Source organism: Streptomyces sp. NPDC003379, assembly GCF_053589195.1.
Genome location: NZ_JBSFRK010000014.1, coordinates 141,468 through 154,552 on the forward strand (window position 1 = coordinate 141,468; position 13,085 = coordinate 154,552).

General features: G+C 69.6%; 13 protein-coding genes. 6 read left to right on the top strand and 7 right to left on the bottom strand.

Going from position 1 to position 13,085, the window contains the following annotated elements; translation table 11 throughout:
• The first annotated feature begins 15 nt into the window (after positions 1–15).
• Both ftsH and folE read left to right on the top strand, forming a co-directional pair.
• Complete coding sequence (ftsH, locus tag ACWDVB_RS16200) at positions 16–2,046, top strand: ATP-dependent zinc metalloprotease FtsH (protein WP_451515284.1); 2,031 nt, start codon at positions 16–18, stop codon at positions 2,044–2,046.
• 109 nt (positions 2,047–2,155) lie between these two features.
• Complete coding sequence (gene folE / locus ACWDVB_RS16205; RefSeq protein WP_451515283.1) at positions 2,156–2,761, top strand: GTP cyclohydrolase I FolE; 606 nt, start codon at positions 2,156–2,158, stop codon at positions 2,759–2,761.
• A gap of 52 nt (positions 2,762–2,813) precedes the next feature.
• Here the strand turns inward: folE and ACWDVB_RS16210 are convergent, their stop codons facing one another.
• The 6 genes from ACWDVB_RS16210 to ACWDVB_RS16235 all read right to left on the bottom strand — a co-directional run bounded on the left by ACWDVB_RS16210 (position 2,814) and on the right by ACWDVB_RS16235 (position 7,713).
• Positions 2,814–3,299, bottom strand: coding sequence for a DUF3180 domain-containing protein (locus tag ACWDVB_RS16210; RefSeq protein WP_451515395.1), 486 nt, complete (start codon positions 3,297–3,299; stop codon positions 2,814–2,816).
• Between the two features lie 55 nt (positions 3,300–3,354).
• The gene (gene folK / locus ACWDVB_RS16215) at positions 3,355–3,966 is read right to left on the bottom strand and encodes a 2-amino-4-hydroxy-6-hydroxymethyldihydropteridine diphosphokinase (RefSeq protein ID WP_451515282.1); all 612 of its coding nucleotides are present in this window, start codon (positions 3,964–3,966) and stop codon (positions 3,355–3,357) included.
• Positions 3,963–4,322, bottom strand: coding sequence for a dihydroneopterin aldolase (folB, locus tag ACWDVB_RS16220; RefSeq protein WP_125514260.1), 360 nt, complete (start codon positions 4,320–4,322; stop codon positions 3,963–3,965). The genes folK and folB overlap by 4 nt, the downstream gene beginning before the upstream one ends.
• A 143-nt stretch (positions 4,323–4,465) precedes the next feature.
• Positions 4,466–4,993 carry a nuclear transport factor 2 family protein gene (locus tag ACWDVB_RS16225; protein ID WP_451515281.1) on the bottom strand — a complete coding sequence of 176 codons (528 nt, stop codon included), beginning with the start codon at positions 4,991–4,993 and terminating at the stop codon, positions 4,466–4,468.
• Positions 4,990–5,862 (bottom strand): dihydropteroate synthase, encoded by an 873-nt coding sequence (gene folP, locus ACWDVB_RS16230; protein WP_451515280.1) that lies wholly within the window; start codon positions 5,860–5,862, stop codon positions 4,990–4,992. Before folP ends, ACWDVB_RS16225 begins: the two co-directional genes overlap by 4 nt.
• A gap of 30 nt (positions 5,863–5,892) precedes the next feature.
• Positions 5,893–7,713: a phosphatidylglycerol lysyltransferase domain-containing protein gene (locus ACWDVB_RS16235; RefSeq protein ID WP_451515279.1), complete on the bottom strand. Its 1,821-nt coding sequence runs from the start codon at positions 7,711–7,713 to the stop codon at positions 5,893–5,895.
• Between the two features lie 318 nt (positions 7,714–8,031).
• Here ACWDVB_RS16235 and ACWDVB_RS16240 point away from each other — a divergent pair, with 318 nt between their 5' ends.
• Positions 8,032–9,153: an alpha/beta hydrolase gene (locus ACWDVB_RS16240; RefSeq protein WP_451515278.1), complete on the top strand. Its 1,122-nt coding sequence runs from the start codon at positions 8,032–8,034 to the stop codon at positions 9,151–9,153.
• 28 nt (positions 9,154–9,181) lie between these two features.
• Here ACWDVB_RS16240 and ACWDVB_RS16245 read toward each other — a convergent pair whose 3' ends face one another.
• A complete protein-coding gene (locus tag ACWDVB_RS16245; RefSeq protein WP_451515277.1) occupies positions 9,182–10,339 on the bottom strand; it encodes an ABC transporter ATP-binding protein in 1,158 nt (385 codons plus the stop codon).
• 159 nt (positions 10,340–10,498) lie between these two features.
• Between ACWDVB_RS16245 and ACWDVB_RS16250 the strand changes: the two genes are divergently transcribed.
• From ACWDVB_RS16250 to ACWDVB_RS16260, 3 genes are read left to right on the top strand one after another with little or no spacing between them, the layout of a single operon-like run.
• Entirely contained in the window at positions 10,499–11,227 is a 729-nt protein-coding gene (locus ACWDVB_RS16250) for an ABC transporter permease (RefSeq protein ID WP_451515276.1), read from the top strand.
• On the top strand, positions 11,224–11,904 hold the full coding sequence (locus ACWDVB_RS16255; RefSeq protein ID WP_451515275.1) for an ABC transporter permease: 681 nt from the start codon (positions 11,224–11,226) through the stop codon (positions 11,902–11,904). Before ACWDVB_RS16250 ends, ACWDVB_RS16255 begins: the two co-directional genes overlap by 4 nt.
• A 43-nt stretch (positions 11,905–11,947) precedes the next feature.
• On the top strand, positions 11,948–12,925 hold the full coding sequence (locus ACWDVB_RS16260; protein WP_451515274.1) for an ABC transporter substrate-binding protein: 978 nt from the start codon (positions 11,948–11,950) through the stop codon (positions 12,923–12,925).
• Positions 12,926–13,085: the final 160 nt, after the last annotated feature.

Sequence of the window (13,085 nt, forward strand, 5' to 3'; positions counted from 1 at the left end):
CATCGCTCCGTATGGATGGACGTGAAGCGATACTTCCGTGGGCCAGTCATGTGGATCGTGCTGGCCGTCCTTGCCGTGGTCGTGTTGATGCAGGTCGTCGGCTCGTCCGGTGGCTACAAGACGGTTGACACCGGTCAGGTCGTTCAGGCGATCAACGACAACAAGGTCGAGTCGGCCAAGCTCACCACCGGTGACGAGCAGATCATCAAGGTCGAGCTCAAGGACGGCCAGAAGGTCAAGGACAGCAGCAAGATCCAGGCGAGCTACATCGGCGACCAGGGCGTCGACCTCGCCAAGTCTCTGCAGGCCAAGTACGAGGACAAGCAGATCAAGGACGGTTACACCGTCTCCCCGTCGAAGCAGAACCCCTTCGTCGGCATCCTGCTCTCCCTCCTCCCCTTCGTCCTCATCGTCGTCGTCTTCCTGTTCCTGATGAATCAGATGCAGGGCGGCGGCTCCCGGGTCATGAACTTCGGGAAGTCCAAGGCCAAGCTGATCACCAAGGACACCCCGAAGACGACCTTCTCCGATGTGGCGGGTTCGGACGAAGCCGTCGAGGAGCTCCACGAGATCAAGGAGTTCCTCCAGGAGCCGGCGAAGTTCCAGGCCGTCGGCGCCAAGATCCCCAAGGGCGTGCTCCTCTACGGCCCGCCCGGTACGGGCAAGACGCTCCTCGCGCGCGCCGTCGCCGGTGAGGCCGGGGTTCCGTTCTACTCGATCTCGGGTTCCGACTTCGTTGAGATGTTCGTCGGTGTCGGTGCCTCCCGTGTGCGCGACCTCTTCGAGCAGGCCAAGGCGAACGCCCCGGCGATCGTCTTCGTCGACGAGATCGACGCCGTCGGCCGTCACCGCGGCGCCGGCCTCGGCGGTGGCCACGACGAGCGCGAGCAGACGCTGAACCAGCTGCTCGTCGAGATGGACGGCTTCGACGTGAAGGGCGGCGTCATCCTGATCGCCGCCACGAACCGGCCCGACATCCTCGACCCGGCGCTGCTGCGCCCCGGCCGCTTCGACCGGCAGATCGCCGTCGACCGCCCGGACATGCAGGGCCGTCTGGAGATCCTCAAGGTCCACCAGAAGGGCAAGCCGGTCGCCCCGGACGTCGACCTCGGCGCGGTGGCCCGTCGCACGCCCGGCTTCACGGGCGCCGACCTGTCGAACGTGCTGAACGAAGCGGCGCTCCTGACGGCGCGCGGCGACAAGAAGCTGATCGACAACCACGCCCTGGACGAGGCGATCGACCGCGTGGTGGCGGGTCCGCAGAAGCGGACCCGGATCATGTCCGACAAGGAAAAGAAGATCACCGCGTACCACGAGGGCGGACACGCCCTGGTCGCGGCGGCCTCCCCGAACTCGGACCCGGTCCACAAGATCACCATCCTGTCCCGCGGCCGGGCCCTGGGTTACACCATGGTCCTGCCCGAAGAGGACAAGTACTCCACCACGCGCAATGAGATGCTCGACCAGCTCGCGTACATGCTGGGCGGGCGCGCGGCCGAGGAGCTCGTCTTCCACGACCCGACGACGGGCGCGGCGAACGACATCGAGAAGGCCACGGCCACCGCACGCGCGATGGTCACGCAGTACGGCATGACCGAGCGTCTCGGCGCGATCAAGTTCGGCGGGGACAACACCGAGCCGTTCCTCGGGCGCGAGATGGGCCACCAGCGGGACTACTCGGAAGAGGTCGCCGCGCTGGTCGACGAAGAGGTCAAGAAGCTCATCGAGACCGCGCACAACGAAGCGTGGGAGATCCTCGTCGAGAACCGCGACATCCTCGACAACCTGGTTCTCCAGCTTCTGGAGAAGGAGACCCTCAACAAGGAGCAGATCGCCGAGGTCTTCGCCGGGATCGTGAAGCGTCCGGCCCGACCGGCGTGGACCGGCTCCTCGCGGCGTACGCCCTCGACCCGCCCGCCGGTGCTCTCCCCCAAGGAGCTGTCGCTGACGAACGGTGCGAACGGCGCCAGCCCGGCGGTGACGTCGGGCAGCACGAGCACGGAGAAGTCCCTTGAGGTGGCCCCGGAGGACCGCCCCGAGAGCTGACCCGCGCGCCTCAGCAGGCCCGGAATGAATGCCGCGCCCCCCAGGTTTTAGCCTGGGGGGCGCGGCATCTTCGTAGGCCCGCGTGGCACGCACAGGAACGAGGCACAACATGACCGACCCGGTGACGCTGGACGGCGAGCACTCGATCGGCGAGTTCGACGAGAAGCGGGCCGAGAACGCCGTGCGCGAGCTCCTGATCGCCGTGGGCGAGGACCCCGACCGCGAGGGGCTCCTGGAGACCCCGGCGCGAGTGGCGCGGGCGTACCGGGAGATATTCTCCGGGCTGCGGCAGAGGGCGGAGGACGTGCTGACGACGACGTTCGACCTGGGGCACGACGAGATGATCCTGGTGAAGGACATCGAGGTCATGAGCTCGTGTGAACACCACTTGGTCCCCTTCGTCGGCGTCGCCCACGTCGGGTACATCCCGTCCACGGACGGCAAGATCACCGGCCTGTCGAAGCTGGCGCGGCTCGTGGACGTGTACGCGCGCCGGCCGCAGGTCCAGGAGCGGCTGACCACGCAGATCGCGGAGTCCCTGATGGAGATACTGGAGCCGCGCGGTGTGATCGTGGTCGTCGAGTGCGAGCACATGTGCATGACGATGCGCGGGGTGCGCAAGCCCGGCGCCAAGACGATCACCTCCGCGGTCCGCGGGCAGCTGCGCGATCCCGCGACGCGCAACGAGGCGATGAGCCTGATCATGGCCCGCTGACTCGCTCGGCGCCGCCCCGGGGCCCCGCTCGGGCGGTCCCGGCGCCGCGCCGCTAGGCCGCCGAGGCCGCCGGGCCGTCCTCGTCGTCGTCCTCGGGGAGCTTGCAGACCCGCTCCAGGAACAGGGCCGCCGCTATCACGGCGATCCCCATCAGGACCGAGAGGCCGGCGTAGACCGCCTGGTCGCGGCGGGGCGGGACGTCGAGGAACTCCAGCAGGAACGCGCCCGTGCCGCCGTACATCCCCGCGACGAGCGCCACGACCAGGGCGCTGGCCTGGCCGAAGACGACGGCGCGGGCGGCCATCATCGGCTCGACGCCCTTCGCGCCGGGGCGGCGCTCACGCTGGGCCCGCAGGCGCGCGCGCAGCGAGAGCGCCGTCGACAGGAGCACCACGGCGATCACCGCGAGCACGATGGGCGCGGCCAGCGGGACCCGGGGCAGCGTGCCGACGGAGTCCCACAGCCGGGCGCCCGACCAGGACAGCACTCCGGCCACGACGAAGAGGCCGGCCAGTGTCCTGATGCGCAGTTGCTTCACGGTGACCTTCACAGCCTTCGTCGTCGTGCGTACCGGATCTTGTAGACCCTAACGACTACTCGGGCAGCCGGAGTTCCAGGTCGGCGCGTGCCGCGACGCCGTCGTCGGTGATGTCGGCGAGCAGCTTGGCCACGGGGCCGTGGCCGGCCAGCTGGGCCTCGGGCTCGACGTCGTGCCAGGGGGCGAGGACGAAGGCGCGTTCGTGCGCGCGCGGGTGGGGCAGCGTGAGCGCCGGGTCGTCGGAGACCACGTCGGCGTACGTCACGATGTCCACGTCGATCGTGCGCGGGCCCCACCGCTCGTCGCGGACGCGGTGGAAGGCCTCCTCGACGGCGTGGGCGCGCTCCAGGAGCGAGGAGGGCGGCAGGGTCGTCTTCACCACGACGACGGCGTTGAAGTACGAGGGCTGGGTGCCGGGGTCGACGCCCCACGGCTCCGTCTCGTACACCGGGGAGACCGCCTTGACCCGGAGGCCGGGAGTGTCCTCCAGGGCGTCGATGGCGCCCTGGAGGGTCTCCAGGCGGTTGCCGAGGTTGCTGCCGAGGGAGATCACGGCACGCTTGGGGTTGGACAGAGTGGTGTCCGCGGCGTCCACCTGCTCGACCACGGAGGTGGGCACCGGCTGGACGGTCGGGTCGCTCTGACCCGCTTTGAAGGGCGCAGTCATACTCGGCTCCGGGTGATGGTGACGGTCACATCGTCGAAGGGCACGGTGATCGGGGCGTCCGGCTTGTGCACGCACACCTCGACCTCCAGGACTCCTTCGTGCTTCAGACACGTCTGGGCGATGCGCTCGGCGAGGGTCTCGATGAGATCGACCGGCTCGCCCTCCACGGCGGCCACGACCTCTTCGGCCACGATGCCGTAGTGCACGGTCTTCGCCAGGTCGTCGTCGGCCGCGGCCGCTCGCGTGTCCAGGCCGAGAACCAGGTCCACGATGAAGGTCTGGCCCTCTTCGCGTTCCCGCGGATAGACACCGTGGTGCCCGCGAGCCTTGAGGCCGCGCAGCGCGACACGATCCACGCGAATCACTCCTGCAATCGTCGGTATCGGCAGGCCTGCGCCGAGTGCGGTCGGCACACCAGCCTCGATCGAATCTACCTGCGAGCACTGACAGTGCTCGCCCGCGGGGCCCGTGGGACCGGCCACACGCTTGCCCCTACCCACTAGGAAGGGGTCTCGTCGCTCTCGTCGTCGTCGGTTTCGGCCAGGACGGGCGACGCGTGGTGCGACCACAGTTTCCAGCCGTCGGGTGTGCGGCGGAACACATTGGTGGCCACCACGAGCTGGCCCACGAGCGGGCCGAGCTCGCCGCCGCCCTCCGGGGGAGGGCCGCCGCTGAGGATGTTCTCGGTGCACGTCACCAGGGCGGTGTCACCGGCCACGCCGACCTTCAGGTCGGTCAGGAAGAACTGGATGTACTCGGTGTTCGCCATGATCAGCGCGTACGACCTGAGGACCTCGCCGCGACCGGTGAGGACCGGCCAGCCGGGGTGGACGCAGGAGACCGCGTTCCCGTCGTCGGTGCTCTCGCCGGCGCTGCCGTCGGCACTGTCGTCGTCCGTGGCGGTATCGGCCGCGGAGTCCAGCCACAGCTCGGAGACCTGGTCGAAGTCGCCGCGCTCCAGTGCTTCGTAGAAGGCGGTGTTGGCGAGCTCGACCTGCTCGACGTCGGTACGGGCGGCCCCGGTCACCGTCGGCCGTCCGCGGCGTCCGTCACGGCCTGGGCGACGCGCACGGCGTCCGCGGTGGCCCGCACCTCGTGCACGCGGACCGCCCAGGCGCCCTGGTGGGCGGCGATGGCCGAGACGGCGGCGGTGGCGGCGTCACGCTCGCGGGCCGGCGGCGGGGCGCCCTCGGGGCCCGCGAGGACCCGGCCGAGGAACCGCTTGCGGGAGGCGGCGACCAGGACAGGGTGGCCCAGCTCGCGCAGCCGGTCCAGGCGGGCCAGGAGCGCGAGGTCGTGCTGGGCCTCCTTGGAGAAGCCGAGGCCGGGGTCGACGACGATGCGCTCGGGGGCGATGCCGCCCTCGATGGCGGCCCGCACGCGCGCGTGGAGCTCGGCGACGACTTCGGAGACCACGTCCTCGTACACGGGCTTGGCGTGGATGTCGGTGAGGAAGCCCCGCCAGTGCATGACGACGAAGGGGGCACCGGCGGCGGCGACCGCGGGGACCATGCGCGGGTCGGCGAGGCCGCCGCTGACGTCGTTGACGAGGACGGCGCCCGCGGCGAGCGCCTGCTCGGCGACGGTGGCGCGCATGGTGTCCACGGAGACCGTGACGCCCTCGGAGGTCAGGCCGCGCACCACGGGGACGACGCGCTTGAGCTCCTCGTCCTCGTCCACGCGCGTGGCGCCCGGGCGGGTGGACTCGCCGCCGACGTCGACCAGGTCGGCGCCCTGGGCGACGAGGTCGACGCCGTGCTTGACGGCGGCCGTGGTGTCGAACCAGCGGCCGCCGTCGGAGAAGGAGTCGGGCGTCACGTTCACGACGCCCATGACCGCACAGCGGTCCCACTCCGGCAGCCCCTGGACCGATCCGCGCCCGCGCAACGTACTCATGCCTCCAGCGTAGGCCCGTGGGCCACGCGATTACGCCGCCTGGACCTCGCGCTCGGCGGCCCGGTGCGGGCAGGGGCGGCGCTGCGGGGTGCCCCTGCGCAGGAAGCGGGGCAGCGCGAGGGTCACGAAGCCCTCGGCCTGCATGGCGGCGAAGCCGATGCGGGGCAGGTCCTTGCTGGAGCGGTAGACGACGAAGCGGGGCTCCCAGCGGGGGCGGAACTTCGCGTTGAACTTGTACAGGGACTCGATCTGGAACCAGCGGGAGAGGAAGACGAGCAGGCCCCGCCAGGCGCGCAGGACCGGGCCCGCGCCGATCTTCTCGCCGCGCGCGAGGGCCGCGCGGAACATGGCGAAGTTGAGGGACACGCGCGCGATGCCGAGCTTCGGGGCGGCCTGGAGGGCGGCCACGATGAGCAGTTCGTTCATGCCGGGGTCGGCCGAGCGGTCGCGGCGCATGAGGTCCAGGGAGACGCCGTCCTTGCCCCACGGGACGAAGTGGAGGACGGCCTTCAGGTCGCCGTAGGGGCCCGGCTCCTCGTCCGCCTTGTGGGCGGTGGCGATCAGGCAGTCGCCGTCGTTCGGGTCGCCGATGCGGCCGAGCGCCATGGAGAAGCCGCGTTCGGTGTCGGTGCCGCGCCAGTCGTCGGCGGCGCGCTGGATCTTGGCGAGCTCCTGCTCGCCGAGGTCACGGATGCGCCGTACGCGCGTCTCGTAGCCATTGCGCTCGATCCGCTTGACCATCTGACGTACGTTGCGCATCGCACGCCCGGACAGGGAGAAATCCGCGACGTCCACCACCGCCTCGTCACCCAGTTCGAGGGCGTCGAGTCCGGTCTCGCGGGTCCAGACCTCGCCGCCCGTCTCGGAGCAGCCCATGACGGCGGGCGTCCAGGAGTGGGCCTTCGCCTCGTCCATGAAGCGCTCGATGGCGCCGGGCCAGGCCTCGACGTCGCCGATCGGGTCGCCGCTGGCGAGCATCACTCCGGAGACGACGCGGTAGGTGACGGCGGCCTTGCCGCTGGGGGAGAAGACGACGGCCTTGTCGCGGCGGAGCGCGAAGTGGCCGAGCGAGTCGCGGGCGCCGTGCTTGTCGAGCAGGGCGCGCAGCTTCGTCTCGTCGTCCTCGGTGAGGCGCGCGGCCGGGTGCTCCGGGCGGAAGGCGAGGTAGATGGTGGTGAGGGCGGTGAGCATGCCGAGGGCGCCGAGGGAGAAGCCGACGGTCCAGGACGTGCTGCCGTAGTAGCCGACCGGGCCTTCGAAGCCGAAGAGTCCGTAGAGGACGTGCTCCAGGCGCTCCGTGATGCTGGGGTCCCCGATGACCTTGCCGGGGTGCACGCTGACGATCACCAGGCCCAGCAGAATCGATCCGGCACCCAGCAGGACGAAGTTGGCCAGGGCGCGCCAGCGGCTGCGCGGGTCGGGCAGGGCCGTGAACTCGTTGCGATGCCGCAGTAGCAGCGCGAGCAGCGCCAGCGAGATCAGGATGCCGATCACGGAGTGGCGGTATGTGAACTGCGCCACAGCACCCGCGGGAAGCAGCACCACGGCGGCCCGCCAGGCCCGCCGCTTGTGGCGCCGCAGACCGTGCGCGAGCAGGAGCAGCAGAATGCCGGAGCTGAGCGCCAGCGCGGCGGCGAAGGGCCCGAGCGCGCCGGGGAGGACCTCGGCGATGGCGTGCATGCGGCTGTGCCGGAAGCGGGGGAAGACACCCGCCGCGACGTTCAGCAGACCTACGAGCATGCAGGCTCTGGCGACGAGGGTCGGCACGGCCTCGGGGCGCGGGCCGCGCAGTATCCGGTGGAAGCGGCCGTCGCGGTGGCGGTCGTCACCGCCCGGAACCCCACCCGACATTTCCCCATCTATCCTGACAGACATCGCATCCCGTAGTTCTGCGAGAGAGCTTGAATCCGGTACCAAAACGGCATCCGGCACTATTGCGCCCTCTAGGACGGTCCTTCAGGGAAACGGGTTCATTCCCGACCGGAAACCGCTGAAAAGCTGGGGCAAGGCCTTCGGCACGTGCCGGCAGGGCCTCGGCCCGGTCCGGTCGCGCCGCACAGGCCCGGGACAATGGTAGTAGACGCCGAGGCAGACCCGGCGCATCGGTAAGAGACGCCACGGCGAACCCGGGGCAGCAACGGCAGTAGAAAGCGCAGGCAGGAACACCCCATGGGTCTCACGAGCAACAAGGTCCTCGCCCTTGCGGTCTTGCTGGCCGTACTGCTCTTCTTCGGCACCATCTGGCTCTGGCCACGGCTCGCCCGCCGGACCTGGAAGGCCGTCACGGGCCGCGTCGGGCTGCTGCTCGCCACCCAGGTCGCGGTCTTCGCGGCGGTGGGCCTCGCGGCCAACCAGGCCTTCGGCTTCTACGCCACGTGGGCCGACCTCTTCGGCCAGGAGACGAGTCCGGGGATCGTGGTGGACCACGATCCGGCCAAAGGAGGATCAGGGCCCGTAAAGGTCGTCGACACCAAGACCGTGAACGTGCCCGGTGGCGGCCGGCCCGCCATCGGAGGCCAGATCCAGAAGATCGAGGTCGGCGGCAGGAAGTCGAGGATAGGCAGTCCCGCCTACGTCTACCTGCCGCCCGAGTACTTCCAGCCGCTGTACAAGAACCGCACGTTCCCCGCGGCCGTGGTCCTCACCGGCTACCCGGGCACCGCGGAGGCGCTCATCAAAGGGCTGCACTACCCGCAGACCGCCCACAAGCTGGCCGGCGAAGGCAAGATGCAGCCGATGATCCTGGTCATGATGCGGCCGACCGTGGCGCCGCCGCGTGACACGGAGTGCGTGGACATCCCCGATGGCCCGCAGACCGAGACGTTCTTCGCCAAGGACCTGCCCGGCGCGCTGTCGCAGCACTACAGGGTGGGCACCAAGGCGCAGAACTGGGGCGTCATCGGCGACTCCACGGGCGGCTACTGCGCCCTGAAGCTCGCCATGCACCACCCCGGCAAGTACGGCGCGGCCGCGGGCCTTTCGGCGTACTACAAGGCGCCCATCGACGTCACCACCGGTGACCTGTTCCACGGCGACAAGGAGCTGGAGCGCCAAGCCGACCTGATGTGGTACCTCGACCACATGCCGGCGCCCAAGACGTCCCTCCTGGTGACCAGCAGCAAGAAGGGCGAGGACAACTACCAGGACACCCTGAAGTTCATCGACAAGGTGAAGGCGCCCACGCGCGTGTCGTCGATCACGCTCGAAAGCGGCGGGCACAACTTCAACACGTGGCGCAGGGAGATCCCCGCCACTCTGCAGTGGATGAGCGGGCGACTGAACGCCAACTGACGCCCCCGGCACCGCCGATGGTGGCGGCTCAGCCGATGCTTGTCGCCGCGACCGTCTCCAGCTCGACCTCCGCGCGCGCGATGTCCCGCGCGTCCGCCGCCGTCGAGCGGCGCAGCGCCTCGTGCAGCCGGGCCGGTGTGAGCACGCCCAGGAAGCGGCCCTCGCTGTCCTTGTCGATGACCGCGATCCAGCCCGCGTCGTGCTGGAGCATCGTCGCGAACGCCTGCTTCAGGCTCGCGCCCACGGGCAGCCAGGCCTCCATGCGGCGGGCGTGTTCGCGGACCGTGCCGCCGCCCACGCGCGCGTGCTCGGCGGAGAGCCAGCCGTGCAGGTTGTTGTCGCCGTCCAGGACGACGGCCCAGCGGGCGTCGAGTTCCCTGGGCAGCGTGTCGTCGAGATGCACCACGGGCGGCTGCTCCAGGTCGCCCTCCTCGATCGGTGTCACCGAGAGCCGCTTCAGGCCGCGGTCCGCGCCGACGAAGTCGGCCACGTACGCGTTCGCGGGGGCGCCGAGGACCGTCGAAGGAGTGTCGAACTGCTCGATGCGGCCCTCGCCGTAGACGGCGATGCGGTCGCCGAGGCGGACCGCCTCCTCGATGTCGTGCGTGACGAAGAGCACGGTCTTGCGCACGGACTGCTGGAGGCGCAGGAACTCGTTCTGGAGGTGCTCGCGCACCACGGGGTCGACCGCGCCGAACGGCTCGTCCATCAAGAGCACCGGCGGATCGGCCGCCAGGGCGCGGGCCACGCCGACGCGCTGACGCTGGCCGCCGGAGAGCTGCTCGGGGTAGCGGCCACCGAAGACGGCGGGGTCGAGGCCGACCAGGTCGAGGAGTTCGGCGGCGCGCTCGCGGGCCTTGCCGCGCTTGACGCCGAGGAGGTGCGGGACGGTCGCTGTGTTCTCCAGGACCGTCTTGTGCGGGAAGAGGCCGACCTGCTGGATGACATAGCCGATGCGGCGCCTCAACCGCACGGGATCGAGGGCGGATATGTCGTCGCCGTCGACGAATATCCGGCCCTCGCTCGGCTCGATGAGCCGGTTCACCATCTTCATCGTGGTCGTCTTGCCGCAGCCAGACGGGCCGACGAGCGTGACCAGTTCGCCCTCGGCGACCTCGAAGGACAGATCGTCGACGGCCGTGGTGCCGTCCGCGTATCGCTTGGTGACGTGCTCGAACCGGATCATGTTTCCCCATTGTGGCGGGCGGCGGCGGGCTGTGCGTGACGGCCGTGTTGCGGCCGTACAACGACTCTCGGCGATTGTCAGTGCCGCGCGTTAGGGTCGCCAGACACGGGGGGACGTGTGTGCGGCATACGTCCGGGGATTCGGGGGAGGTGCGAGCGCGTGGCCGAGCGGAACTGTCTGGTGACGAACGACTGGATCTGCGGGGAATATCTCCGCACCCGCAGCCAGGAGTTGACCGACGCCACCCTTCAGCACATCGGGATCACACTCGTCTCGGTGGCGATCGGCCTCGCCGTGTCCCTGCCGCTGGCGCTCCTCGCGCGGCGGTGGCGCTTCCTCTCGGGGCCGATCCTCGGGGTGACGACCGTGCTGTACTCGGTCCCCTCGCTCGCCATGTTCTCGCTGCTCCTGCCGTTCTTCGGACTCTCGGTCTCGCTGGTCGTCACGGGCCTGGTGCTGTACTCCCTCACGGTCCTCGTGCGGAACATCCTGGCCGGGCTCCAGGCCGTCCCCGAAGAGGCGCGGGACGCCGCCAAGGGGATGGGGTACGGCCCGCTGAGGCTGCTGTGGGAGGTGGAACTGCCGCTCGCGCTGCCCGCGTTGCTGGCCGGTGTCCGCATCACCACGGTCTCCACGGTCGCGCTCACGACGGTCGGCGCCATCGTGGACCACGGCGGCCTCGGCACACTGATCCTCGACGGCCTCGACACGACCTTCAAGGCCCAGGTGCTCACGGCGTCCCTGCTCTGCGTGGTCCTCGCCGTCGTCGCCGACCTGCTGCTGCTCGGCCTCCAGCGGTGGCTGACGCCCTGGACGAGGGCCCACCGAATACGGACGAGCCGCGCCGCGCGCAATGCGCCCGTGGCCAAGGTGGCGGAACCTGCATGAACGCGATCACCGGTGCGTACGACTGGCTGACCACGGGAGCCAACTGGCAGGGCGAGAAGGGGGTGTGGCACCGTCTCGCCGAGCATCTGTACTTCAGCGGGGTCTGCCTCGCCGTGGCCTGCCTGATCGCGCTGCCCCTCGCGCTCTGGCTCGGCCACATCGGCAAGGGCGGCGCGCTCGCGGTCAACATCTCCAACGTCGGGCGCGCGGTTCCCACGCTGGCTCTGCTGATCCTGCTCACGCTCACCCCGCTGGGTGAGCACGGCGACGCCCCGACGCTGATCGCGCTGGTCCTCTTCGCCGTGCCGCCGCTGCTGACCAACGCCTATCTCGGGATGCGCGAGGTCGACCGGGCGGTGGTGGAGGCCGCGCGCGGGATGGGCATGAGCGGTGGCCAGCTGTTCGTACGGGTCGAGCTGCCGCTCGCGTATCCGCTGGTCATGACCGGTGTCCGGTCCGCCGGGGTGCAGGTCGTCGCGACGGCCACGCTCGCCGCGATGGCGGGCGAGGGCGGGCTCGGCCGGATCATCACCGCCGGGTTCAATCTGCAGAACACACCGCAAGTGGTCGCGGGCGCCTTCCTGGTGGCGCTGCTCGCGCTCCTTGTGGAGGGGGTCCTGGTGGTGGCGGGGCGCGTCTTCGATCCGATGCGGCGGTCGGGCGGCGCGGTCCGATGAGCCCTGTCCTCTTTCCTTTCCCTTTCGAAATGGTGGTTCACCGATGAAGAGCACAACGCGTCGCGCGCGACGGATGGCAGGGGCGGCCGCGGCCGTCGTGGCGCTGACCGCGGGGCTCGCCGCGTGCGGCGGGGACAGCCTGGAGGACAAGGACAAGGGGTCGGACAAGGCGGGCGGTGACAAGAAGGGCTCGCTCGTGGTGGGTTCCGCGCGGTTCACCGAGCAGAAGGTCCTCGCCGAGCTCTACGTGGGCGTTCTCGAGGAAGCCGGATATGACGCGCAGGTCAAGACCGTGCAGAACCGCGAGATCTACAAGCCCGAACTGAAGAAGGGTTCGATCGACATCGCGCCCGAATACGCCGCGACGCTCGCGGAATTCCTCAACCTGGAGAAGAACGGCCCGAAGGCCGAAGCCGTCGCCTCCAGTGATCTCGACGCCACGGTGAGCGCCCTGGAGAAGCTCGCGAAGCCGCAGGGCCTGAAGGCGCTTCCGGCGGGCGAGGCCGTCGACCAGAACGCGTTCGCGGTCTCCAAGGAATACGCCGAGAAGCACAAGCTGAAGACGCTCTCGGATCTCGGCCGGTCGGGCGAGAAGGTCAGGATCGCGGCGGGCGACGAATGCGAGACCCGCCCGTTCTGCGCGCCGGGACTGAAGAAGAAGTACGGCATCGACGTCGCCGGAATCGACCCGAAGGGCGTCGGCAACACGCAGTCCAAGCAGGCCGTCAAGAACGGCACGGATCAGATGCTGCTGACCACGACGACCGACGCGACACTGAAGAACTACGACCTCGTGATCCTCGAGGACGACAAGAAGCTGCAGAACGCGGACAACATCCTCCCTGTGGTCAACGCCGAGGAAGCGGGCGACAAGGAGATAGCCGCCGCGCTCGCGAAGCTGACCAAGACGCTCACGACGGAAGACCTCATCGAACTCAACCGGAAGGTCGACGAGGAGCGTCAGAAGGAGGCCGATGTCGCGAAGGAGTATCTGGAGTCCAAGGGCCTGATCGGAAGTTGATCAAGAAGCCGTCAGGCGTTTCGTAGGCAGAAGCGGAAGTTGACCGCTGAAGCAAAGCGGAGGGTGAGGGGGGAAGTTGTGGCGAGTTACGGTCGGGCACCTGCTTTTTGGCGGGGCGAGCACCAGACTTCGCCTACGCGCGGTAAGTTTCTGGCCATGC